General features: G+C 71.4%; 28 protein-coding genes. 12 read left to right on the top strand and 16 right to left on the bottom strand.

What is annotated here, in order from left to right; all coding sequences use genetic code 11:
- Window positions 1-63 precede the first annotated feature (63 nt).
- Both murA and nadA read right to left on the bottom strand, forming a co-directional pair.
- On the bottom strand, window positions 64-1,407 hold the full coding sequence (gene murA / locus ACPPVO_RS51730) for a UDP-N-acetylglucosamine 1-carboxyvinyltransferase (RefSeq protein WP_426506638.1): 1,344 nt from the start codon (window positions 1,405-1,407) through the stop codon (window positions 64-66).
- Window positions 1,408-1,600: 193 nt separating this feature from the next.
- Window positions 1,601-2,764 (bottom strand): quinolinate synthase NadA, encoded by a 1,164-nt coding sequence (nadA, locus tag ACPPVO_RS51725; protein WP_426506637.1) that lies wholly within the window; start codon window positions 2,762-2,764, stop codon window positions 1,601-1,603.
- A 56-nt stretch (window positions 2,765-2,820) separates the two neighbouring features.
- Here nadA and ACPPVO_RS51720 point away from each other — a divergent pair, with 56 nt between their 5' ends.
- From ACPPVO_RS51720 to ACPPVO_RS51700, 5 genes are all read left to right on the top strand, one after another.
- Entirely contained in the window at window positions 2,821-3,939 is a 1,119-nt protein-coding gene (locus ACPPVO_RS51720) for a glycerate kinase (RefSeq protein WP_426506636.1), read from the top strand.
- Between the two features lie 92 nt (window positions 3,940-4,031).
- Window positions 4,032-4,400, top strand: coding sequence for a HesB/IscA family protein (locus ACPPVO_RS51715; protein ID WP_350552481.1), 369 nt, complete (start codon window positions 4,032-4,034; stop codon window positions 4,398-4,400).
- A 103-nt stretch (window positions 4,401-4,503) separates the two neighbouring features.
- The gene (locus ACPPVO_RS51710) at window positions 4,504-5,484 is read left to right on the top strand and encodes a carbohydrate kinase family protein (protein ID WP_426506635.1); all 981 of its coding nucleotides are present in this window, start codon (window positions 4,504-4,506) and stop codon (window positions 5,482-5,484) included.
- A gap of 65 nt (window positions 5,485-5,549) precedes the next feature.
- Complete coding sequence (locus tag ACPPVO_RS51705; RefSeq protein ID WP_426506634.1) at window positions 5,550-5,951, top strand: thioredoxin family protein; 402 nt, start codon at window positions 5,550-5,552, stop codon at window positions 5,949-5,951.
- Window positions 5,948-6,376: a DUF4395 domain-containing protein gene (locus ACPPVO_RS51700; RefSeq protein ID WP_360378938.1), complete on the top strand. Its 429-nt coding sequence runs from the start codon at window positions 5,948-5,950 to the stop codon at window positions 6,374-6,376. The genes ACPPVO_RS51705 and ACPPVO_RS51700 overlap by 4 nt, the downstream gene beginning before the upstream one ends.
- Window positions 6,377-6,448: 72 nt before the next feature.
- On the opposite strand, the gene ACPPVO_RS51695 is transcribed toward ACPPVO_RS51700, so the two are convergent.
- Window positions 6,449-6,700: a sulfurtransferase TusA family protein gene (locus ACPPVO_RS51695; protein ID WP_426506633.1), complete on the bottom strand. Its 252-nt coding sequence runs from the start codon at window positions 6,698-6,700 to the stop codon at window positions 6,449-6,451.
- Entirely contained in the window at window positions 6,697-7,788 is a 1,092-nt protein-coding gene (locus tag ACPPVO_RS51690; protein WP_426506632.1) for a cysteine desulfurase family protein, read from the bottom strand. The genes ACPPVO_RS51695 and ACPPVO_RS51690 overlap by 4 nt, the downstream gene beginning before the upstream one ends.
- A 146-nt stretch (window positions 7,789-7,934) precedes the next feature.
- On the opposite strand from ACPPVO_RS51690, the gene coxB reads away from it, so the two are divergent.
- Window positions 7,935-8,813: a cytochrome c oxidase subunit II gene (coxB, locus tag ACPPVO_RS51685; RefSeq protein ID WP_426506631.1), complete on the top strand. Its 879-nt coding sequence runs from the start codon at window positions 7,935-7,937 to the stop codon at window positions 8,811-8,813.
- A 13-nt stretch (window positions 8,814-8,826) separates the two neighbouring features.
- Window positions 8,827-9,270, top strand: coding sequence for a cytochrome c oxidase subunit 4 (locus ACPPVO_RS51680; protein ID WP_426506630.1), 444 nt, complete (start codon window positions 8,827-8,829; stop codon window positions 9,268-9,270).
- A gap of 49 nt (window positions 9,271-9,319) precedes the next feature.
- Here ACPPVO_RS51680 and ACPPVO_RS51675 read toward each other — a convergent pair whose 3' ends face one another.
- The 6 genes from ACPPVO_RS51675 to ACPPVO_RS51650 all read right to left on the bottom strand — a co-directional run bounded on the left by ACPPVO_RS51675 (window position 9,320) and on the right by ACPPVO_RS51650 (window position 13,467).
- Window positions 9,320-9,856 carry a phospholipase gene (locus ACPPVO_RS51675; RefSeq protein ID WP_426506629.1) on the bottom strand — a complete coding sequence of 179 codons (537 nt, stop codon included), beginning with the start codon at window positions 9,854-9,856 and terminating at the stop codon, window positions 9,320-9,322.
- A gap of 79 nt (window positions 9,857-9,935) precedes the next feature.
- Window positions 9,936-10,118 (bottom strand): hypothetical protein, encoded by a 183-nt coding sequence (locus ACPPVO_RS51670; RefSeq protein ID WP_426506628.1) that lies wholly within the window; start codon window positions 10,116-10,118, stop codon window positions 9,936-9,938.
- A 57-nt stretch (window positions 10,119-10,175) separates the two neighbouring features.
- Window positions 10,176-10,925: a hypothetical protein gene (locus ACPPVO_RS51665; RefSeq protein WP_426506627.1), complete on the bottom strand. Its 750-nt coding sequence runs from the start codon at window positions 10,923-10,925 to the stop codon at window positions 10,176-10,178.
- 49 nt (window positions 10,926-10,974) lie between these two features.
- Window positions 10,975-12,036: an anthranilate phosphoribosyltransferase gene (gene trpD / locus ACPPVO_RS51660; RefSeq protein WP_426506626.1), complete on the bottom strand. Its 1,062-nt coding sequence runs from the start codon at window positions 12,034-12,036 to the stop codon at window positions 10,975-10,977.
- 70 nt (window positions 12,037-12,106) lie between these two features.
- Window positions 12,107-12,502 carry a hypothetical protein gene (locus tag ACPPVO_RS51655; protein ID WP_426506625.1) on the bottom strand — a complete coding sequence of 132 codons (396 nt, stop codon included), beginning with the start codon at window positions 12,500-12,502 and terminating at the stop codon, window positions 12,107-12,109.
- Complete coding sequence (locus tag ACPPVO_RS51650; RefSeq protein ID WP_426506624.1) at window positions 12,499-13,467, bottom strand: cytochrome c oxidase assembly protein; 969 nt, start codon at window positions 13,465-13,467, stop codon at window positions 12,499-12,501. Before ACPPVO_RS51650 ends, ACPPVO_RS51655 begins: the two co-directional genes overlap by 4 nt.
- An 86-nt stretch (window positions 13,468-13,553) precedes the next feature.
- On the opposite strand from ACPPVO_RS51650, the gene ACPPVO_RS51645 reads away from it, so the two are divergent.
- The 4 genes from ACPPVO_RS51645 to ACPPVO_RS51630 all read left to right on the top strand — a co-directional run bounded on the left by ACPPVO_RS51645 (window position 13,554) and on the right by ACPPVO_RS51630 (window position 17,847).
- The gene (locus tag ACPPVO_RS51645; RefSeq protein WP_426506623.1) at window positions 13,554-14,153 is read left to right on the top strand and encodes a cytochrome c oxidase subunit 3; all 600 of its coding nucleotides are present in this window, start codon (window positions 13,554-13,556) and stop codon (window positions 14,151-14,153) included.
- 105 nt (window positions 14,154-14,258) lie between these two features.
- Window positions 14,259-15,125 (top strand): c-type cytochrome, encoded by an 867-nt coding sequence (locus tag ACPPVO_RS51640; protein ID WP_426506622.1) that lies wholly within the window; start codon window positions 14,259-14,261, stop codon window positions 15,123-15,125.
- Window positions 15,122-16,219, top strand: coding sequence for a ubiquinol-cytochrome c reductase iron-sulfur subunit (locus ACPPVO_RS51635; RefSeq protein WP_426506621.1), 1,098 nt, complete (start codon window positions 15,122-15,124; stop codon window positions 16,217-16,219). Before ACPPVO_RS51640 ends, ACPPVO_RS51635 begins: the two co-directional genes overlap by 4 nt.
- Window positions 16,216-17,847: a cytochrome b gene (locus tag ACPPVO_RS51630; RefSeq protein ID WP_426506620.1), complete on the top strand. Its 1,632-nt coding sequence runs from the start codon at window positions 16,216-16,218 to the stop codon at window positions 17,845-17,847. Before ACPPVO_RS51635 ends, ACPPVO_RS51630 begins: the two co-directional genes overlap by 4 nt.
- An 862-nt stretch (window positions 17,848-18,709) precedes the next feature.
- Here ACPPVO_RS51630 and ACPPVO_RS51625 read toward each other — a convergent pair.
- Entirely contained in the window at window positions 18,710-19,537 is an 828-nt protein-coding gene (locus ACPPVO_RS51625; RefSeq protein ID WP_426506619.1) for an alpha/beta fold hydrolase, read from the bottom strand.
- Between the two features lie 67 nt (window positions 19,538-19,604).
- On the opposite strand from ACPPVO_RS51625, the gene ACPPVO_RS51620 reads away from it, so the two are divergent.
- Entirely contained in the window at window positions 19,605-21,608 is a 2,004-nt protein-coding gene (locus tag ACPPVO_RS51620; RefSeq protein ID WP_426506618.1) for an alpha/beta fold hydrolase, read from the top strand.
- Here ACPPVO_RS51620 and ACPPVO_RS51615 read toward each other — a convergent pair.
- The 5 genes from ACPPVO_RS51615 to ACPPVO_RS51595 form a co-directional block, all read right to left on the bottom strand.
- Entirely contained in the window at window positions 21,605-22,618 is a 1,014-nt protein-coding gene (locus tag ACPPVO_RS51615) for an aspartate-semialdehyde dehydrogenase (protein WP_426506617.1), read from the bottom strand. The genes ACPPVO_RS51620 and ACPPVO_RS51615 overlap by 4 nt on opposite strands.
- Window positions 22,619-22,710: 92 nt before the next feature.
- Window positions 22,711-22,998, bottom strand: coding sequence for an Lrp/AsnC family transcriptional regulator (locus ACPPVO_RS51610; protein WP_360378892.1), 288 nt, complete (start codon window positions 22,996-22,998; stop codon window positions 22,711-22,713).
- Between the two features lie 37 nt (window positions 22,999-23,035).
- Window positions 23,036-23,854: a nucleotidyltransferase family protein gene (locus ACPPVO_RS51605; protein ID WP_426506616.1), complete on the bottom strand. Its 819-nt coding sequence runs from the start codon at window positions 23,852-23,854 to the stop codon at window positions 23,036-23,038.
- 2 nt (window positions 23,855-23,856) lie between these two features.
- Window positions 23,857-24,375 (bottom strand): NUDIX hydrolase, encoded by a 519-nt coding sequence (locus ACPPVO_RS51600; RefSeq protein WP_360378886.1) that lies wholly within the window; start codon window positions 24,373-24,375, stop codon window positions 23,857-23,859.
- Window positions 24,376-24,393: 18 nt separating this feature from the next.
- Entirely contained in the window at window positions 24,394-26,184 is a 1,791-nt protein-coding gene (locus tag ACPPVO_RS51595) for a RelA/SpoT family protein (protein ID WP_426514855.1), read from the bottom strand.
- Window positions 26,185-26,578: the final 394 nt, after the last annotated feature.

Genomic DNA, 26,578 nt, shown 5'->3' with positions numbered 1-26,578 from the left:
GCCGACGCCGCGAAAGATCAGCAGCGTCGGCTACGTCTCAGCCGAAATCCCTCAAAGTGCTGTTCAGCCGAGCTCGACGTGCGCGCCGAGGGCGTTGAGCTTGCCCTCGAAGTCCTCGTACCCGCGCTGGATCAGCTTCACGCCGTAGACGCGGGAGGTGCCCTCGGCCGCGAGCGCCGCGATCAGGTGGCTGAACCCGGCCCGCAGGTCGGGGATCACCAGGTCGGCCGCGTGCAGCTTGGACGGACCGGCGATGACCGCCGAGTGCATGAAGTTGCGCCGGCCGAAGCGGCACGGGGTGCCGCCCAGGCACTCGCGGTAGGTCTGGATCGTCGCGCCCATCTGGTTGAGCGCCGCGGTGTAGCCCAGCCGCCGCTCGTACACGGTCTCGTGCACGATCGACAGGCCGCGGGCCTGCGTCAGCGCCACGACCATCGGCTGCTGCCAGTCGGTCATGAAGCCGGGGTGGACGTCGGTCTCCATGGCCACGGCCTTGAGCTCGCCGCCCGGGTGCCAGAAGCGGATGCCGCCCTCGCCGGGGGTGTCGTCGACCTCGAACGCGCCGCCGACGGACGTGTACAGGTTCAGGAAGGTCATCATGTCGACCTGGCGCGCGCCCCGGACGAACACGTCGCCACGGGTCGCCAGCGCGGCCGCGGCCCAGCTGGCGGCCTCGATGCGGTCCGGGATCGGGCGGTGGCTGTAGCCGACCAGGCGCGGCACGCCCTGGATCTCGATGACCCGGTCCGTGTGGACCTTGATGATCGCGCCCATCTTCTGCAGCACGCAGATGAGGTCGATGATCTCGGGCTCGACGGCCGCGTTGCGCAGCTCGGTGACGCCCTCCGCCCGGACCGCGGTGAGCAGGATCTGCTCGGTCGCGCCGACGGACGGGAAGGGCAGCTCCAGCTTGGCGCCCTTGAGCCCGTCGGGCGCGGTGATGTCCATGCCCTTCTCGGACTTGTCGACGACCGCGCCGAACTCGCGCAGGGCCTGGATGTGGAAGTCGATCGGGCGCCCGCCGATGTTGCAGCCGCCGAGGTCGGGGATGAAGGCGTGGCCGAGGCGGTGCAGCAGCGGGCCGCAGAACAGGATCGGGATGCGGCTGGAGCCGGCGTGCACGTTGATCTCGTCGACGTTTGCCGACTCCACGTCGGAGGTGTCGAAGACCAGCTCGCCGTCGGTGGCGCCGCGCGTGACCTTCACGCCGTGCAGCTCGAGCAGGCCGGTGACCACCTCGACGTCGCGGATCTCGGGGACGTCGTACAGCCGGCTCGGGGTCTCGCCGAGCAGCGCGGCGACCATCGCCTTGGAGACGAGGTTCTTGGCCCCGCGCACACGGAGCTCGCCGTTGAGCGGCGTGCCGCCGTGCACGGTGAGGACGTCACCGGCGTCGTAGTTGGTCACGGAAACCCTCCTGCAGGCAGGAACGAAGAAGCTTGGCGCTGACACGCAGCGTTACGGGAGCGCGGATCACGCACCGCGTCGCCCGCGCAGCATATCCACATCTACTGCATGCAAAAGTCGGCCGCACGTCAGCGCTGGCACGAAGACGGGACTCCGACACGGATCACCACACAGGGTGATGATCCGATCGCGGTTACGGCAGCGCCAGCATCCGGTCGAGCGCGACCCGCGCGTAGTGCGCGGTGGAGGGGTCGACGGTGATCTGGTTCGGCACCCGCCCGGCGACGAGCTCCTCGAGCGCCCACACGAGGTGCGGCAGGTCGATGCGGTTCATCGTCGAGCAGTAGCAGACGTTGCGCTCCAGGAACATGATCTGCTTGTCCGGGTGCGCCAGCGCCAGGCGCCGGACCAGGTTGAGCTCGGTGCCGACGGCCCAGGCCGATCCGGCCGGGGCGTCGTCGATCACGCGGATGATGTACTCGGTCGAGCCCACGTAGTCCGCCGCGTTCACGACCTCGTTCCGGCACTCGGGGTGGACGAGCACGTTGACCCCGGGCACCCGGGCCCGCACGTCCTCGACGGCGTCGAGCGAGAAGCGCCCGTGCACCGAGCAGTGGCCGCGCCACAGGATCATCTTCGCGTCGCGCAGCTGCTCGTCGGTCAGGCCGCCGCCCGGCTTGTGCGGGTCGTAGAGCACGCAGTCGGACAGCTCGAGGCCGAGCTTGAGCACGGCGGTGTTGCGCCCGAGGTGCTGGTCGGGCAGGAAGAACACCCGGCTGCCCTGCTCGAACGACCAGCGCAGGGCGGTCTCGGCGTTCGACGAGGTGCAGACCACGCCGTCGTTGCGCCCGACGAAGCCCTTGATGTCGGCGGAGGAGTTCATGTAGGTCACGGGCACCACGTCGCCGGCGATGCCCAGCTCGGTGAAGCGCTCCCAGGCCTTCTCGACCTGCGCCAGCACGGCCATGTCGGCCATCGAGCACCCCGCGGCCAGGTCCGGCAGCACGACCTTCTGGCGGTCGGTCGTGAGGATGTCGGCGCTCTCGGCCATGAAGTGCACGCCGCAGAAGACGATGTACTCGGCGTCGGGCCGGGCGGCGGCCTCGCGGGCGAGCTTGAAGGAGTCGCCGGTCACGTCGGCGAACTGGATCACCTCGTCGCGCTGGTAGTGGTGCCCCAGCACGAAGACGCGGTCGCCGAGGGCGGCCTTGGCGGCGCGGGCGCGCTCGACCAGGTCGGGGTCGCTCGGGGCGGGCAGGTCGCCGGGGCACTCGACGCCCTTTTCGGTGTCGGGGTCGGTGCCGCGGCCCAGCAGCAGCAGCGCGGTGGCGGTTGACGATGGTTCAGCCCAGGTCACGTACCGATCGTCGCACGGTGCGTCACCCCCGCAACTGTGACGTGCACAATGGCCGGATGCGCGTGCTCGTGTGCCCGGACAAGTTCGCCGGCACGATCTCGGCCCCGGAGGTCGCCGAGGCCTTCGCCGCCGGCTGGCTGGCCGAGAAGCCCGGCGACGAGCTGGTCCTGCGCCCGCTCTCCGACGGCGGCCCGGGCTTCGGCGCGGTCCTGGCCGCGGCCTTGCCCGACGCGAAGCGGTTCGCGGTGCCGACCACCGACCCGCTCGGCCGGCCGGTCGAGGGGCACGTGCTGCTCGACGGCGATACCGCCTACGTGGAGAGCGCCGAGGCCTGTGGCCTGCACCTGCTCGCCGAGGACGAACGTGATCCTGCCCACACCACGACCTTCGGCCTGGGCCCGCTGGTGCTCGCCGCGGTCGAGGCGGGCGCCCGCGAGGTGGTCGTCGGGCTCGGCGGCAGCGCGACGAATGACGGCGGGGCCGGCCTGCTCGCCGCGCTCGGCGCCGCCCCGCTCGACGCCGCCGGCTACGCGCTGCCGTACGGCGGCGCGGCCCTGGCGGCGTGCACCGCCCTGGGCGGGGTGCCCCGGCTGCGCGCGGCGACGCTCGTGGCCGCCACCGACGTCGACAGCCCGCTGCTGGGCCTGCACGGCGCGAGCGCCGTCTACGGCCCGCAGAAGGGCGCGAGCAGGGAGGACGTGTTCGCGCTGGACGGGGCGCTGGCGCGCTTCGCGCAGGTACTGCAGACTCTTCCGTCCTGTCCGGACGGCCTGGCCGACCGGCCCGGCGCGGGCGCGGCGGGTGGCCTCGGCGCCGCGGTCCTGGCCCTCGGCGGGCGGGTCGAGTCCGGCATCGGGCTGGTGCGGCGCCTCACCCGCCTCGACGACGAGCTCGACCGGGCGTACCTGGTCGTGACCGGGGAGGGCTCCTTCGACGAGCAGTCGCTGCGCGGGAAGGTCGTGGCCGGTGTGGCCAACGCGGCCCGTGATCTGGGCGTGCCCTGTGTGGTGCTCGCCGGGCGGGTCGACGCCGGCCGCCGGGAGGCCGCGTCCATCGGCGTCACGGAGTCCCATTCGCTGGTGGAGCACTTCGGCAGCGTCGCCGAGGCGATGCGCCGCCCGGCCGACGGGCTGCGTGAACTCGGACAACGCCTCGCCCGCCAGTGGAGCCGCTAGCAGAAGTCGTGTCACTATGGGACGGGAATGCCCTCGCAGGCCGTGGCGTTGACCTTCGAGGAACTGTAGACATCACCGCAGGGAGCTTGATCGTGACCGCTTCGCAGCTTGCCGAGCCCGTTCAGACGGACAATCCGGCCGGCATCGGCCTGACCGCGGATGCCGCTCTCAAGGTGAAGGCTCTGCTCGAGCAGGAAGGCCGTGACGACCTGCGGCTGCGCGTCGCGGTGCAGCCCGGTGGCTGCTCCGGCCTGCGCTACCAGCTCTTCTTCGACGAGCGTGCGCTCGACGGGGACAAGGTCAGCACCTACGACGGCTTCGAGGTCGTCGTCGACCGCATGAGCGTGCCTTACCTCACCGGCGCGACGATCGACTTCGCCGACCGTATCGACGCCCAGGGTTTCACCATCGACAACCCCAACGCCCAGGGCTCGTGCGCCTGCGGCGACTCGTTCCACTGACCCGAATTCCCTGAACGGCCGCCCGGTTACGTCCGGGCGGCCGTTCGGCGTCCTCAAGGTAGGCTGTCGAGGCTCTCACCCGCCCGACCATCGAGGTTCTCCTATGAAGATCGCCGTCACCGGCTCGATCGCGACCGACCACTTGATGCACTTCCCGGGCCGCTTCGCGGAGCAGCTCCTGGCCGACCAGTTGCACAAGGTGTCGCTGTCGTTCCTCGTCGACGACCTCACGGTCCGGCGCGGCGGGATCGCCGCCAACATCGCCTTCGGCATGGGCCTGCTGGGCCTGCGCCCGATCCTCGTGGGTGCGGTCGGCGCCGACTTCGCCGACTACCGCAGCTGGCTGACCCGCCACGGGGTCGACTGCGACTCGATCCTGGTCAGTGAGGTCGCACACACCGCCCGCTTCGTGTGCACGACCGACGACGACATGAACCAGATCGCCTCGTTCTACGCGGGCGCCATGTCCGAGGCCCGCAACATCGAGCTCTCGCCGGTCGCCGCCCGCGTCGGCGGCCTCGACCTGGTGATCATCGGCGCCAACGACCCGATGGGCATGATCCGCCACACCGAGGAGTGCCGCGAGCGGGGCATCGCCTTCGCGGCCGACATCTCCCAGCAGCTCGCGATCATGCCGGGCTCGGAGATCCGCAAGCTCGTCGACGGGGCCGCGTACCTGCTCACGAACGAGTACGAGAAGGAACTGCTGGAGAGCAAGACCGGCCTGACCACCGAGGACCTGCTCGACCGGGTCGGCATCGTGATCACCACGCTGGGCAAGGACGGCGTGGTCATCCGCAGCCGCAAGCTCGACGAGGAGATCCGCGTGCCGGCGATCCGGGGCGTGCAGACCGTCGACCCGACCGGCGTCGGCGACGGCTTCCGCTCCGGCTTCTTCGCCGCCCTGTCGTGGGGGCTGAGCCTGGAGCGCGCCGCCCAGGTCGGCTCGATGGTCGCGGCCCTGGTCCTGGAGACCGTCGGCCCGCAGGAGTACACGATCCAGCGCGACGAGTTCGCCAAGCGCATCTCGGACACCTACGGCGAGACCGCCGCCGACGAGATCCGCGCCTTCCTGCCTGCGTGACGTATCTCTCCCGCTGAGAAGTCTATCCCTATCGAGTAAGTAGGGTTGCGAGTATCGTTGCCGCCGTGACGTACGTGGTCCTGGCGGTGCTCGCCGCGGCGACCGTGGCCGGCCTGATCTACCGGGCCCGCTACGGTCGCCTCCGTGCCTCCGGCGGCGATCTGCCGCCCGGCCTGCTGCCCGACGCCGGCTCGGCCGGTGTCACCCTACTGCACTTCACGTCGGCCACCTGCGCCCCGTGCCGGCAGGTCCGGGCCGTCTGCGCCGACCTGGCGAAAGACCTTTCGGCGGTACGTCATGTAGAAGTCGACGCCGACGAGCACCTCGAGGCCGTGAAGTCGCTGGACATCTGGCGGCTGCCGACCCTGCTGATCGTCGACCGCCACGGCCGCGTCGCCCGCCGCACCGTCGGCGTCCCCGACCGCGCCGACCTGCGCCGGTCCGTCACGGAGGTGCTCGCCGCATGACCGCCCCCGGCCTCGACCCGCGCGGCCCCCGCTTCGCCGCGATGATCACCACGGTCGTCTTCGTGGTCGTCCTGCTCACCGGCTCCGGCTGGCTGGCGCTCGCCCAGGCGGTGATCTTCGCCATCGGCGCCTACGATCCCCGCCGGACCCCGTACGCGCTGCTCTACCGCTACCTCGTCGCCCCGCGCCTGGCCCCGCCGGCCGAGCGCGAGGACCCGGCCCCGGTCCGCTTCGCCCAGGCCGTCGGGCTGTTCTTCACCGTGGTCACGGTGGCCGGTTACCTGAGCGGCGCGACCGTGCTCGGCATCGTCTTCGCCGCGTTCGCCCTGGTCGCCGCGTTCCTCAACGGCTTCTTCGGGCTGTGCCTGGGCTGCGAGGCGTACCTGCTGATCCGCCGCCTCCGCGCGGGGGCGCCGGCCGCGTGAGCGGTCCGTGACACGGGGTAGCGCGAGCACCGGCGGCCGGATCACGCCGCACGGGGCCGACCGGGTCGCGGCCTACGAGTGGCTGGTCGTCGCGGGGGACCGGGTCGCGGTGTCGGGCTGGAGCCGCACCGTGTGGCGGTCGCCCTCGGTGGAGACGAACGAGTGACCCTTCATCCGGCACCAGGCGGGGATGTCGATCGCCGCGGCCGGGTCGTCGGCCAGCACCGCGATCTCGGTGCCGGGCTCCTGCTGCGCGGCGAGCTTGGCCAGCAAGATCACCGGCAGCGGGCACCGCTTCCCCCGCGCATCGATGACGAGGCTCACAGTCCCGCCTCCGCCCGCGCCTCGGCGACCAGCCCGGGCAGGACCGCCAGGAACGCCCGCACGTCCTCGGTGGACACTCCACTATGGAGCGAGACGCGCACGTTGCCGTGGGTGAGCACCCCCATCGCGGCCAGCACGTGCGAGGGCCGCAGCGTGTCCGAGGTGCACGCCGAGCCCGACGAGACCGCGAACCCGGCGCGGTCCAGGGCGCCCAGGAGCACCTCGCCGTCGACGTACAGGCAGGAGAAGGTGACGATGTGTGGCAGCCGCTCGTCGGGCTCGCCGACCACCTCGACGTCGGGCACGCTCGCCGCGACCGTGCGGCGGATCTCCTCGACGAGGGCACGCTGGCGTACCGACTCCTCTTGCGCCGCCTCGGCGACGGCCCGTAGCGAGGCCGCGGCCGCGACCACCGCGGGCACGTCGTTCGCCGCCTCGTCCCAGGGGGCCTCCCACCGGGTGCCCTTGCGTACCGCGAGCAGGCCGACCCCGGCCGGCCCGCCCCACTTGCGGGCGCTGCCGGTGAGCAGCGACCAGCCGGCGGGCAGCGGCCCCCGGCCGATCGACTGGGCGGCGTCGACCAGCAGCGGCACCCCGGCCGCGGCGCACAGCCGCGCCGCCGCGGCGACCGGCTGCACCGTCCCCACCTCATGATTCGCGCTCTGTACCGCCGCCAGGGCCACTTCCGCGGAATTGCCCGAGGTCAGGGCCGCTTCCAGCGCATCCAGGTCGACCACGCCGGTGCGGGAGACGGGCACGGACACCGCGTCGTCGCCCGCCGCCTTGATGACCGCGGAGTGCTCGACCGCGCTGTGCACCACCACGCGCCGGCCCCGGGAGCGGCGCACGCCCGCCACCGCGCGCCGGACGGCGTCCGTGCCACCGGCCGTGAACTGCAGTTCGTCGGGGCGCACGCCCAGCACGCCGGCCGCGGTCTCCCGGGCGGCGTCGAGCAGCCGGCGGGACCGCCGCGACGGGGTGTACAGCCGGCCGGGATCGGCCCAGCCGTCCTCGATCGCGGCCTGAAAGGCCTGCCACGCAACGGGATGAGGGGGAGCGGCGGTGGCCGAGTCCAAGTAGACGCCCACCCGTGCAACGGTATCCCGCCCCGGACACGACCACCCCAAGCCGGGCGGACCGCGCATGGTCGAGTACGCTCGCCAGCGTTGGTGAGGCTTGCCGTGGGAAGCTGATCAAGAGGCATTTCGCGGCGCTGCTAAGGAGGCAGGAGCAGGTGGTCTCAAGAGGTTTGAGCCCCGCGCGCGCCGTCGGGCTCGCCGTCTCGGCCGTCGGGGTGACGACCCTGCTCGCCGGTTGCTCCGTCGGGGACACGTTCAACGGCTTCGGCTGGCCGAAGGGCATCACCGAGCAGGGCGACCGCATGTACGACCTGTGGATCGGGTCGGTCGTCGCGGCGCTCGCCGTCGGTGTCTTCGTCTGGGGCCTGATCTTCTGGTGCGTGGTGCGCTACCGGAAGCGGGGCGACGAGCTGCCGCCGCAGACGCGGTACAACATGCCGTTCGAGATTCTGTACTCGGTGGCGCCCTTCGTGGTCATCGCCGTGTTGTTCTTCTACACCGCGGTCATCCAGACCGATGTCGACCGGCTCTCCAAGAACCCGGACGTCAACGTCGAGGTGATCGCCTCGAAGTGGAACTGGCAGTTCGTCTACACCGACACCAAGGGCCCGGACGGCAAGCCGGTCACGACGGTCGGCTCGGACGACTACATCCCGGTCCTGGTGCTGCCGGCGGGCAAGAGCGTGCAGTTCAAGGAGACCTCGAAGGACGTCATCCACTCGTTCTGGGTGCCCGACGTGCTGTTCAAGCGCGACGTGATCCCGGGCGTGGAGAACCGCTTCGAGATCCGGCTCAAGGACAACGCCCAGGGCGCCTACGTGGGCCGCTGCGCGGAGCTGTGCGGCACCTACCACTCGATGATGAACTTCGAGCTGCGGGTGGTGAGCCCGGAGCAGTACGCGCAGTACGTGCAGCTGCGCACCTCGGGCAAGAGCACCCCCGAGGCGCTGGACTCGCTGGGCTTCCCGAACCACGGCTACGCGACGAAGACCCACCCGTTCGACACCGACCGCACCAAGCGGTCCTCGAGCTGAGAGGCGAACGGCGATGAAGTCTGAGAATCGTCTCTTCTTCGTTCTGGCCCTGTTCCTGTTCGCGATGGCGGGCCTGTACGGCTGGTGGACCACCGCGGCCCCGCGCGAGCAGAGCGGCCACCACGGCACCGAGTGGATCGGCGTCGTCGCGCTGATCCTGTCCGGCCTGCTGCTGACCATGATCGGCGGCGCGTTGTGGATGATCTCCCAGCGCATCGCCCCGCGCCCGGAGGACCGCGCCGACGCGGAGATCGCCGACGGCGCCGGTGACCTGGGCTTCTTCAGCCCGGGCAGCTACTGGCCGGTCGGCCTGGCCTTCTCCGCGATGCTCGCGTGCCTCGGCCTGGCGTTCGACCAGTGGTGGCTCGTGGCCGTCGGGATCATCGCGGTGCTGGTCGGCACCTGCGGGCTGATGTTCGAGTACTACACCGGCACTCGCCGCGGCGCCGAGCACTGAACGACGTACGAACAAGGGGCCCCCTGCCCGGGGGCCCCTTTTCGCGTCTCTAGGCGGCGGCCTCGGCCCGGGCCTGGGCGCGCTGCCCCTTGGCCAGCAGATCCGAGGCCTTGTCCAGGGCCGCGTCGGACAGCTGCACGCTGCCGAAGACCGAGACGGCCTGGTAGTACGTCCACGCGAGGCTGGTGCAGGCCGGGCGCACGAACACGTTGTACGTGGCGCACTTGGCCTTGAGGTCGAAGTAGAACGAGTCGTCGATCCGGCTCTTGTTCGCCGGGAACGCCCCGATCGACTTGAAGTTGCGGTACCCGAAGTCGTGGCGCTCGCACGGCAACCGGAAGTCGAAGCCGAGCGGCTGGTCGGGGCTGGACGAGCAGTAGTCGGTGGTCCAGTCGAAGCCGTAGGCGGCCCAGTCGGACTGGTGCTGGCGGGCCGAGTTCCAGGCGTTGTAGCTGGCGGAGGTCGGCTGGGACCAGGAGGCCATGACGGCCGGCTTGTCGGCCGGCACGGCGGCGTGGGCGTCGGTGGCGACGCCCACCACGAGGAGCAACGCGGCGAAGGGGATGGCGAGGCGGCGGAGCTTCATGGCCGGGATTGTTCCGCGTCGATGTGACGCGCGGCGGGTTCCTGCGCCAAGCGGTACTTGCCAGTAGCTGAACGGAGGTTCAGGCGGCGCGTCGCAGGGTCACCCGGGCCCGGCGGTCCATCAGCAGGATCACCGGGGCCACCACGATCGCCGCGCCGCAGGTCGTGCAGGCCCGGTCCGGGCAGGACGAGCGAGGATGGTCGGCGCACGCCGGCTTCTCGAAGATCCGCACCTGGCCGCAGGTGTCGCAGTGCAGCTCCATGCCGCCACCGTCCCACCGCCGCCGTCTCCCGTCGTGGACCCGCCCCCGCGTGTCAGGTCACTTTTTGGCCGCAGCCGACGCCGCCGCGGGCGTCCGCGGGGGGAGGAAGGCCTCTTCGCTCACGGTCGGGGTCGTGTACTGCAGGACGAGCTCGGTGGTCTTCCCGGCGTCGGACGTGCCCTGGAAATACGCCAGCAGCCCGCCCGGGCTCACGCAGGCCGTCTCGGTGCGGATCCCCGTCGCGGTGACCGACACGCACTGCGCGTCGCCACGCTTGGAGGCCCCGGCGCGCACGCCCTGGCCGCGGGCGATGGTCGCCAGCCGCCCCAGGGCCGCCTCGGGGGCCAGGAACTCGCCCCCGAACGCCGCGCCGATCGCCTTGGCCTCGGTGGGCGACATCGTGTCCGCCCCGGGCCCCTCCTGGCACGTCACGGGCGGCGCGGCGGGCTTGCGGCCCTTGGCCGGCGACGGCGCCGCCCCGGTGGTGCACAGGTACGGGCCGTCGGGGCTCGAGATGTATGTCACGCCGCCGCTGCGGTACGCCCGCCGGGGCGACGACTGCGAGACCGTCACGATGGCGCCGGAGGGGGTCGCGTACTGCAGCGTCGCATCCGTGTCGAGGCCGAGGACCAGCCGCGCGGCGAGCGAGTCGACCATCTCCAGGGCCTGGTTGGCCGGCTCCGCCTGCTGTTTGACCGGCGCGGCGCACGACTTCGCCATCATGCCGGCGAAGCCGATCGTCAGCGCGCCCGCCACGACCGCGGAGAGCATCGCCTTCTTGGGGTTGTTGCGCGGCAGTTCGGCCATGCCTCAACCAACGGCGGAGATACGCCGCGGGTTATGTCCGGATCAGCCCCTACCCCTCGGACAGGCTCGGCTTGAACGCCGTCCAGCGCTGCACCAGGGCCGTCGCCGCGCCCGAGTCCACGGCCGCCGCGGCCCGGTCCAGGCCCGCCTTGAGCCGGGCGCCGAGGTCCGGCACGCTCAGCCCGCCGGCCCGCGCCGCGATCGCCGCGGCCGCGTTGAGCAGCACCGCGTCGCGCACCGGGCCGGGCTCGCCGGCGAACATCCGCAGCGCGACGTCGGCGTTGTGGGCCGAGTCGCCGCCGCGCAGGTCGCCGGGGGCGGAGCGGCGCAGGCCGAGGTCCGTGGCGTCGAACAGGGTCTCGGTGACCGTGCCGCCGCTGACGACCCAGACCCGGGTCGGGGCCGCCGTGGTGAACTCGTCGAGGCCGTCCTCGCCGCGCACCAGCAGCACCGAGAACCCGCGCCGGGCCAGCACGTCCGCCATCACCGGGGCCATGCGCAGGTCGAAGCAGCCGATGGTGGCCGCGGTCGGCTGGGCCGGGTTCGTCAGCGGGCCCAGGAAGTTGAAGACCGTCGGCACGCCCATCTCGCGGCGCGGCACGCCGGCGTGGCGCATCGCCGGGTGGAACCGGGCGGCGAAGCAGAACGCGATGCCGATCTCGTCGACGCAGCGGGCGACGTCCTCGGGGCCCATGTCGATGGTGACGCCGAGCCGCTCGAGCAGGTCGGCGGCGCCGGTGGACGACGACGCGGCCCGGTTGCCGTGCTTGACCACGGGCACCCCGGCGGCGGCGGTCACGACCGCGGCCATCGTCGAGATGTTCACGGTGTTGGCCCGGTCGCCGCCGGTGCCGACGATGTCCACGGCCGCGTTGCGCAGCTCGTCGGAGACCGGCACCTTCGCGCCGTACTCCAGCATCATCTCGGCGCACCCCGCCACCTCGGCCGGGGTCTCGCCCTTGGCCCGCAGCGCGATCACGAAGGCCGCGGTCTGCACTTGCGTCGCGGAGCCGGAGAAGATCTCGCCCATCGCCCACCGGGTGTCCTCGGTGGACAGGTCCTCCCCGCGGAGCAGGGCGGTGAGCAGCGTCGGCCAGGTGCGGTCGCCCATGGCGGCCTCCAGAGGGGGGTGTCCTAGGTGCCCGCGAGCGCCACCGGCGGCCCTGCCGGTGCCGCGGGGCCTACCGGCGGATGGCGGGGTATGCGCGGAGCAGGGCGGAGACGGTCTCACCGGTGGTGACGGGGTCGAGCGGGTACATGACCGTGCCCTCGACCTTCGCGTAGGAGGCGAGCCACCGGTCCGCGGCACGGGCGATGGCCAGCACGACCGGGGGCGCGTCGGTGATCTCGTCCTTGAGCTGCCGGGCGATGCCCAGCCCGCCGCCGGGGGAGGCCTCGCCGTCGAGGACCAGCAGGTCGATGTCGGTGTCGTCGACGAGCTTGACGACCTCCGCGTACGTCGACGCGTCGACGAACCGGACCGTCAGGTCGGCCGCGGGGCGGGTGCCGATGGCCAGCCGCATACGGTCGCGGACGTCGGCGTCGTCGCTGTACAGCAGGACAATGTGCTCGCTCATGTGCGCGCTGCTCCTCGTGTGGCGTCTGCCTCGGGGATCGTACCGTCCGGGGTAATCGCGATCCCCGTGCGGGCGGACCACTCCGCCTCTTCCTGCGCGAGCCGCTCCTCGCGGTCGAGCCGGCGGTCGGTGCGCCGGGCCTCCCGGTCCGACTGGCGCATCCACTGCACGACAAGCACCGCGAGCATCGTCACCGAGACGAACTCGCCGCCCGCCCACAGGATCCCGCCCGCCGTGACCTGGTCGGCGACGGGGTCGGCCCAGCTCAGGTGCAGGGACGGGTACCAGTCCCCGCCCAGCAGCGTCTTGCTCTGCATGATCGTGAGGCCGAGGACCGTGTGGAACGGCGTGGACAGGAACATCAGCAGCGCCCGGGCCGGATAGGGCCACCGCCCCGGCAGCGGGTCGAGCCCGACCAGCGGCCAGAAGAACAGGCAGCCCACCGCGATGAAATGCGCGTGAGTGAGCTCGTGGAACCACTCGTGGCGCATCGTGAGCTCGTACAGATTCGTGAAATAGAGCACGAACGGCGTCACGACGAAGAAGCCGAACGCCACCAACGGAAAGGCCAGGATGCGCGCCGGTCGCGAGTGCACGACCGCGACCAGCACCCGGCGCCCGCCATTGGGCAGCGTGCGCAGCGCGAGCGTCACCGGAGCACCGAGCGCCAGGAAGATCGGCGCGATCATGGAGAGCACCATGTGCTGCACCATGTGGACGCTCAGCAGCGTCGTGTCGTACTCCTCGACTCCGCTCATCGTGACAGACGCGATGGCGCCCAGTCCCGGGAACAGGAACAACACGGTCCGCGCGAGCGGCCAGCGGTCGCCGCGGCGGTGCAGCTTCACGACTCCCGCGAGATACAGCCCGGCGGCGACGAGCAGCGCCAGCGTCAGCCACGAGACGTGGAACGACCCGAGGATCGTCGCGGCGGTCGGAGGACCTGATTCGGCAGCTTGGAGCACGTCCCCAGACTATGCCGCCGCACGAATCGTCAGTGTCTGGTGGACCCCGCGCAAAGGCGATGATGATCGGGGGCAATAATGACGCTGTGACTGCGGCCCCAGCGATTGCCAAGAGCCAGATCCACTCACTGACCAGGCCCAACATGGTCAGTGTCGGAACGATCGTGTGGCTCTCCAGCGAACTGATGTTCTTCGCGGCACTCTTCGCGATGTACTTCTCGATCCGCGCGGCGGCGCCGGAGCTCTGGGAGAAGCACACCGAGGTGCTGAACGTCCCCTACGCCCTGACGTTCACCATCGTCCTCGTACTGTCGTCCATCACCTGCCAGATCGGCGTGTTCCGCGCCGAGCGCGGTGACGTGCACGGCCTGCGCCGGTGGTTCGCGCTGACGTTCATCATGGGCCTGACGTTCGTGCTCGGCCAGGTCAACGAGTACCGCAACCTGGTCTCAGAGGGCGTGAAGATCAACGGCGACGGGTACGGCTCGATGTTCTACCTGACGACGGGCTTCCACGGCCTGCATGTCACGGGCGGCCTCATCGCCTTCGTCATCTACCTCATCCGCACGACGATGGGGCGCTTCACGCCGGCCCAGGCGACGGCGGCGATCGTCGTGTCGTACTACTGGCACTTCGTCGACGTGGTCTGGATCGCGCTGTTCGCGATGATCTACTTCCTGCAGTAGGCCGTCGACCCCCGGGCCCCGTCACGCTCCCGGACCACCTCGCAGGGACCACCACCACCGAACAACCACCGAGACGACATAGGTGATGACGACAAAGGTGAGGCCATGACTTCCGAACAGAGCAAGCGGCCGCTTGCCCGGCTGGTGCCGGGAGGAGCGCGCGCGGCGCGGGGCAAGTTGCGCCGGCGGCTGGAGGCGGCCGTTCGCCTGATCGCCGCGCTCACGATTGTCGGCGGCCTGTACAGCGCTTACGCCCCGGGCGTCGGCCGCGCCGAGGACGTGCCGACCCTCTCGGACGCCGCGAAGCACGGCAAGGAGATCTACGAGACCAGCTGCATCACCTGCCATGGCACAAACGCGCAGGGCGTGCAGGGACGCGGCCCGAGCCTGATCGGCGTCGGCTCCGCGGCCGTGGAGTTCCAGGTCAACACCGGCCGCATGCCGCTGGCCCGCCAGGAGGCGCAGGCCCAGCGCAAGGACCCGATGTACAGCGAGAAGGACGCCGCCGACATCGGCGCCTACATCCAGGAACTGGGCGGCGGGCCGCAGCTGCCGAGCGCCGAGAGCCTGGACAAGGACGTCAAGAACGCGCAGGCCGACGCCAAGACCCTCGCGCACGGCGGTGAGCTCTACCGCGTCAACTGCTCGTCCTGCCACGCGTTCAGCACCGGCGGCGGCGCGCTGTCCTCGGGCAAGTTCGCCCCGACGCTGCAGCACTCCACCAACCGCGACATGTACGGCGCCATGCTCACCGGCCCGCAGAACATGCCCGTGTTCGGCAACAACCAGCTGAGCCCGGACGACAAGGCCGCGATCATCGCGTACGTCCAGAACCTGAACAAGAACGCGCAGTCAGACCCCGGTGGCTGGAACATCGGCCGCTACGGCCCGGTCCCCGAGGGCCTCGTCATCTTCCTCGTCGGTATCGCGGCGCTCGTGTTCGCCACGTTGTGGATTGCAGGGAAGTCATGACCACCCACACCGCTCCCACGGAGGAGCAGTTCGACGCGAGTGACCCGACCCTCACCCGGTTCGACCTGGTCAAGGAGGGCGCTCGCCGCGACGGCGTCGAGATCGTCCACTACGCGCCCCGGTTCCCGGTGCCGGGCACGAAGGCCGAGAAGCGCATCGAGCGCCTGCTGGCCTTCCTGTTCCTGCTCACGGGGCTCATGGGGACCGCGTTCGTGGTCGCCTACATCGCCTGGCCCTGGCACTACGGACACGGCAACCAGACCTACCGGGACCTGATGCCGTTCTACACGCCGATCCTGGGCGCGACGCTCGGCCTGGCGCTGCTGACGCTGGGCCTGGGCATCATCGTCTGGTCGAAGAAGCTCCTCCCCGAGGAGGTCTCGATCCAGGAGCGCCACGACGGTCACTCGGACAGCACCGAGCAGAAGCTCACCGCGGCGACGATCGTCAACATGGGCGACGAGCTCGGCCTCAAGCGCCGCCGGTTCGTCGGCCTGGCGTTCCTGGCCGGCGCCGCCCCGCTGGGCGCGGTCGCCGGCGCGCTCCTGGTCGGCTCGCTGATCAAGGCGCCGAAGCAGGGCGACGAGAATGTCTTCTTCACCACAGGCTGGGACCCGAAGAAGAACGGCGGCAAGCCGGTACGCCTCACCCACGAGGACGGCACCCCGATCCGCCCCGCCGACATCAGCGTCGGCGGCCAGATCACCGTCTTCCCCGGCATCCCCGGCGGCGCGACGAACGAGTTCGCCGACTCGCCGACCCTGCTCATGCACCTGCGCGAGGGCGACGCCCTGGAGACGCTGAAGAACGCCAAGGCGATCAACCGGGACTCGCAGTGGCAGAACTTCGTGGCGTACTCGAAGATCTGCACCCACGCCGGCTGCCCGGCGAGCCTGTACGAGCAGCAGACCAACCGCCTGCTGTGCCCCTGCCACCAGTCGCAGTTCCAGATCACCGACAACGCCCGGCCGGTCTTCGGCCCCGCCAGCCGGGCGTTGCCGCAGCTGCCGATCACGGTGGACGATGAGGGATACTTCGTAGCGAAGTCCGACTACAAGGTGGCCATCGGTCCGGCCTTCTGGGAGCGGCCATGAAACGGCGAAAGATCGACCTCCGGGCAATTCCGGCCAAGTCCGCGGGAGCGCTCGACGAGCGGTTCCAGGCGGCGACCCCGCTGCGGCGGCTGCTGAACAAGGTCTTCCCCGACCACTGGTCGTTCCTGCTGGGTGAGATCGCGCTCTACTCGTTCATCGTGCTGCTGCTCAGCGGCATCTTCCTGGCGCTGTTCTTCGACCCGTCGATGGCGGAGACCGTCTACAGCGGCAGCTACGCACCGCTGCGCGGCGTGGAGATGTCGCAGGCGTACAACACCGCTCTGCACCTGTCCTTCGACGTGCGCGGCGGCCTGTTCATGCGCCAGATGCACCACTGGGCGGCGCTGCTGTTCATGGCCGCGATCGTGGTGCACATGTTCCGCGTCTTCTTCACCGGCGCGTTCCGCAAGCCGCGCGAGGCCAACTGGATCGTCGGCGTGCTCCTGTTCTGGATGGGCTTCCTCGAGGGCTTCGGCGGTTACTCGCTGCCCGATGACGCGCTGTCCGGCACCGGTCTGCGCATCGCCTCGGCGATCATGCTGTCCATCCCGATCGTCGGCACCTGGGTGACCAACTCGCTCTTCGGCGGGGAGTTCCCGGGCATGGTCATCCTCGACCGGCTGTACATCGTCCACGTGCTGCTCGTCCCGGGTGCGCTGCTCGCGCTCATCACGGTCCACATGGGCCTGCTGGTGAAGCAGAAGCACACCCAGTGGCCCGGCCCCGGCCGGACCAACGAGAACGTGGTCGGCGTGCGGATGTTCCCCGGCTTCGCGGCCAAGGCCGGCGGCTTCTTCATGATCGTGTTCGCCATGATCGCCGCCCTCGCGGGCCTCTTCCAGATCAACCCGATCTGGCTGTTCGGCCCCTACAAGGCCGCGGTGGTCTCGGCGGCGAGCCAGCCCGACTGGTACGTCATGTTCCTGGACGGCTCGACGCGTCTGTTCCCCGCGTGGGAGATCCGCTTCGACCTGTTCGGATGGGGTGACGGCTACACCATCCCGCCGATCTTCTGGCCCACGGTGGTGCTACCCGGCATCCTGACCATGCTGCCGATCTTCTATCCGTTCATCGAGGCCCGGTTCACCAAGGACAAGGCCGTGCACAACCTGCTGCAGCGCCCGCGGGACAACCCGCTGCGCACCGCGCTCGGCGCCATGGCGATCTCGTTCTACGTCGTGCTGCTGATCTCGGGCGGCAACGACGTGCTGGCGGACAAGTTCCACATCAGCCTCAACGCGATGACCTGGGCCGGCCGCGTCGGCATTCTGGTCATCCCGCCGCTGGCGTACTACGTAGCGTTCCGGGTGGCCCTGGGCCTGCAGCAGCACGACCGCGAGGTCCTGGCCCACGGCGTGGAGACGGGCATCATCCGCCGCCTGCCGGACGGCCGCTTCATCGAGGTGCACCAGCCGCTCCCGTCGGCCAACGGCCACGCGGACGGCGACGGCCACCACGCCCTGGAGTACGCGGGCTGGGTCGTGCCGAAGAAGATGAACCGCCTGGGCGCTCTGGCCCCGACGGTGAAGGGCTTCTTCTACCCGATCGAGAAGGCGGCCCCGCAGGTGAAGCCGGCTCAGCGCCAGGTGGACGACGCGGACCGCGAGGAGATCACGACGGGCCACTGAGGTCCTGTCCTTGTTCGTGCTTGTTCGTTGCTTTGTCAAGCGGCCCTCGGCTTTCGAGCCGGGGGCCGCACTGTGTGTGATGGGCCTGTGGACAAAATAACGTGAAATAGTTTCGGAATGGTACGGTGTCAGATAGACGGAACGGCGACACCAAGGCCCGCGGTCTCTCGGTCGAACACCCACGGGCCGACGCACTCCAGCCCGGCCCGACCAGCCCGTTCGGCCAGCCCCGCCCGCTCCGTCCGCTCGGTCCGCGCCCACGGTTCAGAGGTCACACGCCCGCGCGGTGACGCGCTCGGCCCGCTCGCCGCCGCAGGTGGTTCGCCAACAATGGGACGCGGCCGGGGCGCCGGGTCGGTCGTCATCCAGGCGACTCGGTCGGCGCGCAGGTCGTTCGCCCGCTGTCCCGACCCCCACCCACGCGCGGGGTGCGTAGGTCGCCTGGCTCGCCCTCCGCCGCGCACGGTGCGCAGGTCGCCTGGCTCGCCCTCCGCCGCGCACGGTGCGCAGGTCGCCTGGCTCGCCCTCCGCCGCGCACGGTGCGCAGGTCGCCTGGCTCGCCCTCCGCCGCGCACGGTGCGCAGGTTGTTGGCCCGCTCTCCGCCGCGCACGGTGCGCAGGTTGCCTGGCCGCCTCGCCGCGAGCCACCCACGGTGCGTAGGTCGCTGGCCTGCTCTCCGCCACCCACGGTGCGTAGGTTGCCTGGCCGCCTCGCCGCCAGCCGTGGTCGGGAGGTCCTCCGCCGAGAGCCGTGGTCCCGCGGTCTCGTCCTCCAGCCAGTCGGCCGCGATGCGAAGTCGGCGGATCGTTCGCCCAGCTCGCCGCCGGGCGCGGGCTACAGGTCGTCCGCCGCGCCGCCCGTCTACAGGTCGTTCGCCCACGAGGCGACGCGCCCGGCCAGCTCGCCGCCGTGTTTGGCCCAGCGGAAGTGGTCGATCGTGTCGGCCGGCGCGTACCGCTCGCGCGTGACCGGCGCGCTCGCAAGCTTCTCCAGTAGCCGGGTGACGGTCCCCGGCGGCGTGTACTTGTCGCCGGCCATGTCGATCGCGAGCACCGGCGTGGTGACCTTCGCCAGCGCCGCCTCGACGTCGACCCCGCCGAGGTTCGGGTAGCGCCCCGTCCGCGCCGTGTACGCCCAGTCCCGGATCACCCCGCGCGCCTGCCGCCCGCCGAACCCCCAGCCCGGCCAGACGCGCAGCACGGCCGAGGCGACCCCGAGCGCCTGCGTCTGCAGCAGCACCGGCAGTCGCTGTCCGCCCGGGTAGCTGCGCCAGTACGGCAGCCCGACCGCCAGCAGCGCCAGCCCCGCCACGTCGCTCGCCGGCTCGCACGCCAGGTGCAGCGCGCACGCCTGCCCGCCCAGCGAGTGCCCCACGAGGATCGTGCGCCGCCCCGCGCGCCGCGGCTTGAGGTGCGCCAGCACGGCGTCCACGTCGGCGGTGAGGTCGCCCAGGCCGTACCGCGACCCGCGACCCGGCCGCGGCGCGCTCGCACCGGTCCCGCGCAGGTCGGCGACGGCTACGGCCACGCCCGCCGCCCCCAGCTCGCCCGCGAACTTGCGGTAATAGCGCGCCGGCACGCCCATCGCCGGCCACAGCACCGCCAGCGTCGGCGCGTCCTCGGGCGCCGGGTACACGTGCAGGGCGATCGAGTCGGCCCCGCGCACCACGGTCTCCAGCGTCGGCTCCATGCTCGTAGGGTAGGGGTAGGAGGTTACTCGCCGGTAAGGCGGGCCCGTGCGGCTTACTGTGCTGGACGTGAAACCCGCCGATCTGCCGCAAATGCGCATACCCGGGACGCCGACCCTGAGCCCCGACGGCCGCACCGCCGTCATCGCGGTCGCCCGCCCCGACCTCGCCAGCGACTCGTACACCTCGCAGCTGTGGCTCGTGCCGACCACCGGCTCAACGGAAGAGCCGACCACCGGCTCAACGGAAGAGCCGACCACCGGCTCAACGGAAGAGCCGACCACCGGCTCAACGGAAGAGCCGACCACCGGCTCAACGAAAGAGCCGACCACCGGCTCAAAAGAAAAGGAAGAGCAGCTCACCCGCGGCTGGCACGACAGCGCCCCCCGCTGGTCGCCCGACGGCCGCCACCTCGCCTTCCTGCGCCGCACCGGCAAGACCGCGAAGCCCCAGCTCTGGGTCCTGCCCATGACCGGCGGCGACGCATGGCCCCTGACCGACGAGCCGCTGGGCGTGGGCCCCGCCGACTGGGCCCCCGACTCTTCCCGCCTGGCATTTTCCGCTCGTGTACCGCAAGAGCCCCGCTACGGCACCGCCCGCACCGACGACGGCGAGCAGATCGGCCCCGACGGCGAGCCCCCACGGCGGATCACGGACCTGTTCCACCGCCTCGACGGCCTCGGCTTCTTCGGCGACCGCCCGTCGCACATCTTCACCGTGACCCTGGACTGCGAGGTCACCCGGGTCGCCGAGGGCGAGGGCGACCCCCGCTACTCCCCGGACGCCGCGTGGCTGACGTTCCTGGAGTCCAGCGCCGAGGCCTGGTCCGCGGACGTGTGCGTGTGCCGCGCGGACGGCAGCGAGCGGCGGGCCCTGACCGGCGGGGAGTTCTCGGCCTCGCTGCCGCGCTTCCGCCCGGACGGCGCGGCGGTCCTCTTCGTGGCGTGCCCGGCCGGCTCGGTCCTGCGCAACGAGTCGCTGTGGTCGATCCCGCTGGACGGCGGGCCGGCGGCGCCGCTGCTCGACCCGGCGCGCTACCACCTCGCCATGTCGCCGGGCGACATGGACGTGACGCCGGACGGCGCCCTGTTCATGAACGAGAACCGCGGCGCGGTCGAGCTGCTGAGCGTCCCGTACGACGGCGGGCCGCCGACCCCGCTGATCACCGGCGAGCGCCAGGTGTCGTCCTTCGCGTGGGCCGGTGGCGTGCTGGCGGCGGTGATCGCGACCCCCACGAGCTGGGGCGAGCTCTACCGGGACGAACGGCGCCTCACCGAGTTCAACAAGGGTACGGAGGCCCTGGAACAAATCGAGGTCACGGCCACGGCCCCGGACGGGTACCCGGTCCACGGCTGGGTCGTCCGCCCGGCCGGCGAGGGCCCGCACCCCGTCCTGCTCATGATCCACGGCGGGCCCTACGCGCAGTACGGCTGGCGGCTCTTCGACGAGCCCCAGGTGTACGCGGGCGCCGGCTACGCGGTCGTCTACGGCAACCCGCGCGGCTCGTCCGGGTACGGCGAGGCCCACGGCGAGCCCATCCGCGGCAACGTGGGCGAGGTGACCGCGACCGACCTGCTGGCCCTGCTCGACGCGGCCCTGAAGGAGCCGGACCTCGACGCGGGCCGGGTCGGGGTGCTCGGCGGCTCCCACGGCGGCTTCATGACCACCTGGCTGGCCGCCCACCACGGCGACCGCTTCCGCGCGGCGGTCTCCGAGCGGGCGGTCAACAGCATCGACAGCTTCACGGGTACCTCGGACATCGGCTGGTTCTTCGCCGACGCGCTCTACTCCGGCGAGTTCGAGCGGCAGAGCCGGCAGAGCCCGCTGACGTACGCCGACCGCATCTCCGTGCCGATGCTGATCATCCACTCGGAGCAGGACTGGCGCTGCCCGGTCGAGCAGGCGTACCGGCTCTTCGTGGCCCTCAAGCGCCGCGGCGCCCCGGCCGAGCTGCTGCTCTTCCCGGGCGAGGGGCACGAGATGTCCCGCACGGGCCGGCCGTCCCATCGGATCCAGCGCTTCGACGCCATCCTCGACTGGTTCGACCGGCACCTGCCGGCGAGCGTTGCTTAGACGAACAGTTCCGCGATCTGTACCGCGTTGAGGGCCGCACCCTTGCGCAGGTTGTCGTTCGCCACGAAGAGGGCCAGGCCGTGCTCGACCGTCTCGTCCACGCGGATGCGCCCGACGAACGACGGGTCGGCGCCGGCGGCCTGCAGCGGCGTCGGGATGTCGCTCAGGGCGACGCCCGGCGCCGACGCGAGCAGCTCGGTCGCGCGCTGCACCGAGATGGGCCGCGCGAAGCGGGCGTTGATCTGCAGGGAGTGCCCGGTGTAGACGGGCACGCGGACGCAGGTGCCGGAGACCTTGAGGTCCGGGATCTCGAGGATCTTCCGGCTCTCGTTGCGCAGCTTCTGCTCCTCGTCGGTCTCGAAGGAGCCGTCGTCGACGAGGCCGCCGGCCAGCGGCAGCACGTTGAACGCGATGGGCCGGGCGAACTTCTTCGGCTCCGGGAACTCCACGGCCGAGCCGCTGAAGGCGAGGGCCGCCGCGCCGTCGGCCACCTTGCGCACCTGCTCGTCGAGCTCGGCCACGCCGGCCAGGCCCGCGCCGGAGACGGCCTGGTAGGTGGCGGCGACCAGGGCGACCAGGCCGGCCTCCTCGTGCAGCGGGCGCAGCACGGGCATGGCGGCCATGGTGGTGCAGTTCGGGTTGGCGATGATGCCCTTCGGCCGGTCGGCGGCGGCGTGCGGGTTGACCTCGGCGACCACCAGCGGTACGTCCGGGTCCATTCGCCAGGCGGAGGAGTTGTCGATGACGACGGCGCCCGCGGCGGCCACCTTCGGGGCGAGCTCCTTCGACGTGCCCTTGCCCGCGGAGAACAGCACGACGTCGAGCCCGGCGTAGTCCGCGGTCGCCGCGTCCTCCACCGTGACCTGCGTGTTCTGCCAGTCGATGGGCCGCCCCGCCGAACGGGCGGAGGCGAACAAGCGCAACTCGTCTACCGGGAACTGCCGTTCGGCCAGGATGTGGCGCATGACGCTGCCGACCTGCCCGGTGGCCCCTACGATGCCGATCCTCATGGCGGCGAGGGTACCGGGTGCGGGCCCGTCATTCGATGCGATTTGCCGCACTCGCAGCGCCGGGACAGGGCGTTCAGCAGCGCAAACAGGAATTAGTCGGCGTCGGGGAGACCGATCGCGAAAGCTTCTTCCAGATCGTGGCGCGAATACGCGCGAAACGCGATGTGTGTGTCGGTCTCCACAACCCCGGGCACCTTGGAGATGCGGTTCGCGATGACCTCGGCGATCTCCTCGAACTGCTGGACGCGCACCATCGCGATGAGGTCCACGTTGCCGGCGACGGAGTAGACCTCGCTGACGCCGTCGAGGTTGGCGATGTTCTCGGCCACCTCCGGGATCGAGTCGGTGGCGCAGTCGATGAGAACGATCGCGGTGATCACCTGCGGAGCTCCTTCCGGCCTGTGGACACCCGTCATGCTAGTGGGCGGGGACGGTGAGCGACCGTCCGACCCGGATCGCGTCGGTCAGCGTCTCGCCCGCCGTGACGACTCCGCCCGGCCACACCACCCCGCGGTGCACCCGCCCGGCGACGTGCGCTCCCGCCCCGATGACGGCGCCGTCGAGCGCCCCGGTCACGACGGCGTCCTCCGCAACGAGTTCCTTCTGGTGTACCGCATGCAGGTTCGCGGCCAGATAGTCTGCCGGAGTTCCGGTGTCGAGGTAGGTGCCCGGATACTCGACGACCTCCAGCCGCCCCTGCCGCTCCGCGGGGCGCCACGCCAGCCGCACGAGGTCCGACGGCTCCGGCTCCAGGTCCTTGACCAGGTCCCACGGCAGCAGCGAGAACCCGGCGAACCGGTGGCCGCCGAACTCGTGCGGCGGCCCGGGCACCCCGAGCAGCCGGGCGGTCTCCCCGTCCCAGTTCTCGAGCAGCGCCGCGATGTCCGCGCCGGGCGCGAGGCCCTCCGTGGCCAGGTACGCGTCGGCGTTGCCGACCAGCACGCCCCGGCCGCCGATCCAGTCCCGCAGCAGCCCGAGGCCGCCGGCGGTGCCGAGCGGGTCGCCGGGCTCGACGGACAGGTGGGCCCGGTCGCCGACGTGCGCGGCCACGAGGTGGCCCAGGTAGCAGGCGTTCACGGCGGTGTCCAGCCCGTGGTACCGCACCCGCTCCAACGCCCGGTCCAGCAGCGGGACGTTGCCGACCGGGCACAGCGCCTTCGGCAGGTGCTCGGTCAGCGGCCGCAGGCGCCGCCCCTCGCCGGCCGCGAGCACCACCGCGCACACGTCCACGCTCATGCTCACGTCTCCAGCACTTCCGGGTACTCCTTGTACGGGCCGATGCCGTAGTGCGCGAGCAGCCGCGAGGTGGAGACGGTCAGCGGCGGCAGGTTGTCGAGCCGGTGCCAGGCCGCCTCGAGGATCTCGGCCTGGTCGACGACGAGCGCCTCGCCGGGCACGATCTCGGCCTCGAACACCATGTCGATCCACTGGCCGCGGGTGTGCACGATCGCGTTGGGCGAGGCCGGGCGCATCTGGTCGAGCGGCAGCTTGAGCCCGGTCTCCTCGGCGAGCTCGCGGGCGGCGGTCTGCGCCGGGGTCTCGCCGCGGTCCATCAGCCCGGCCGGCAACGACCAGCCGGCGCCGGGCGGCTGGCGCAGGAGCAGGATCTGCGTGAGCGCGGGGTCACGGATGATCGCGACGGCGCCGACGGTGTACGTCGGCTGGAACGTGCGCACGATCCGCCGCTTCCAGCGCCCGGGGAGCCGGTAGAACGTGCGGTACGCCAGCACGCGCACCCGCCCACGCAAGTCGGTCATCCGGTAAAGGCTAGTGACCTAATGCGGGGAATGGTCGACCAGGGCGATCAACTCGGCCACGACCTCGTCGGCGGTGCGGGCGTGGTCGGCCACGGCGACGAGGAGCGTCTCGATGTCGGGGAAGCCGAGGCGGGGCGCGAGGCGTACCAGGGGCAGGTCACTGGCCAGGCCGCGGCCCTGCTGGCGCAGCGCGAGGCCGATGGCGAGCCGGCCGAGCCGCACCTTGTTGGCGACCGTGATCGCCGGTGCCTCGTGGGCCTCGAACCAGCGGCTGATGTGGAGGCGGGCGTGCGGGGTACGGACGAAATCCAGCCATTCCGGAGACGGGCCGCGCGCGGGGGCGTCCGCGTCGAAGTCGAACTCGTCCCGCTGGCCGGCGCGGGTGATGATCTCCACCGAGTCGCCGTCGGCGAGGGGGGAGGAGACCGCGGTGAGCCGGCCGTTGACCCGGGCGCCGATACATCGGTTGCCGACGTCGGCGCCGAGGATGTACGCGAGGTCGACCGGCGTGGCGTCCGCCGGCAGCAGCACCGGGCGCCCGCCGCCCGCCGTGAGCACCAGGATCTGGTCCTCGGCGAGGTCGCAGCGCAGCGAGGCGATGAACTGCGAAGGGTCGGAGGCGGACGCCTCCCAGTCCAGCAGCCGCCGCAGCCAGTCCAGCTGCTCGGCCTTGCTCGCGGGGCCGAAGCGCGCGGCGGTGCTGGGGTAGCGGAAGTTCGTGACGATGCCGTACTCCGCCGCCTGATGCATCTCCACGGTGCGGATCAGCACCTCGACCGAGCGCCCCTCGGGCCCGAGCACCGTGGTGTGCAGCGACTTGTAGTTGTTGTTCTTCGGCGTGGCGATGAAGTCCTTGAACCGCCCGGGTACCGGTCGCCACTTGCCGTGCACCGCGCCCAGCGCCGCGTAGCAGTCGGTGTCGGGCCCCTCGACCACGATCACGATGCGCGGCAGGTCGTGCGGCTCGGCGTAGTCGCCGTCGACGGTGTCCTTCCAGATGGAGTACAGGTGCCGGGGCCGCGGGGAGACGGTCGCGTCGAGCCCGAACCGTTTCAGGTCGCCGCTCACGGTGGAGATGACCTTCTCGATGTACCCGTCCCAGCCGACCCGCTGCTCGACGTAGTCGGCGACGACCGCGTACCCGCTCGGCGACACCGCCCGCAGCACCCAGTCCTCGAGCTCCCGCTTCAGCGCCTGGATGCCGAGCCGCTCACACAGCGGGATCAGCACCTCCCGCGTCGCCGTGGCGATGCGCACCCGGCTCTTGACCGACCGCGCGTCGATGGTGCGCATGTTGTGCAGCCGGTCGGCGAGCTTGATGACCAGCACCCGGACGTCCCGCCCGGCGGCGACGATCATCTTGCGGATCGTCTCGGCCTCGGCGTCGGCGCCGTAGAACATCTTGTCGAACTTCGTGACGCCGTCGACCAGCAGCGCGACCTCGCCGCCGAAGTCGCGCTCCAGCGCCCCGAGCGTGTAGTCGGTGTCCTCGACGGTGTCGTGCAGCAGCGCCGCGACAAGCGTCGTCGTGTCCATCCCGAGGTCCGCGAGGATCTCGGTGACCTCGAGCGGATGCGAGATGAAGGCCTCGCCACTCTTGCGCATCTGCCCGCGGTGCATCTGCTCGGCCATCGCATAGGCCCGGCGCAGCAGCGCAATGTCCGCGGAGGGATGGATCTGCCGGTGTACCCGCAGAATGCCCGCCATCGGATCATCGCTGGACTGCCACGGCAGGATCGCCCGCAGCCGCGACCCGATGATCGCCGTGTACGTGGCCGTCGGGTCGCCCCGCACCGCCCCCCCGGCCAGCGCTGAGTACGTAGGCGGCGGCGGCACTTCCGGCGAGTCATCGGCCGCGGGCGCGGTGAGCTTCTTACGCGGCGCCGCGTACCGGTCGTCGAGCATCGGCTGCTCGCGCCGCCCCGCCCGCGGCACCCCACCCTTGCGACCGCTCTTGCCCTCGTCGTGCGTGTTGCGCGGCTTCCCACCGTCGGCGTACTCGTCCGCATCCGGCTCGACGGCCTGAGCTTCACCCTGCCGCGGCCGGTTCTCGATGCCCCGGTCGTTGGCCGGCCACCCCGTACCGCCCCCACGCCCATCATGACCCGCCCGCGCGGCGGCCCGGTCCTCGAGCTCGGCGTTCGCCCGCGCGATGGCCCGGGTTTCGTGCTCGGCGTTCGTGCGGGCGGCGCTCCGGTCGGCG

It is taken from the genome of Dactylosporangium sp. McL0621, assembly GCF_049995355.1.
Taxonomy (GTDB): Bacteria; Actinomycetota; Actinomycetes; order Mycobacteriales; family Micromonosporaceae; genus Dactylosporangium.
Note: the sequence above shows the minus strand (reverse complement) of the source record. Positions and strands in the feature narration are given on the sequence as shown.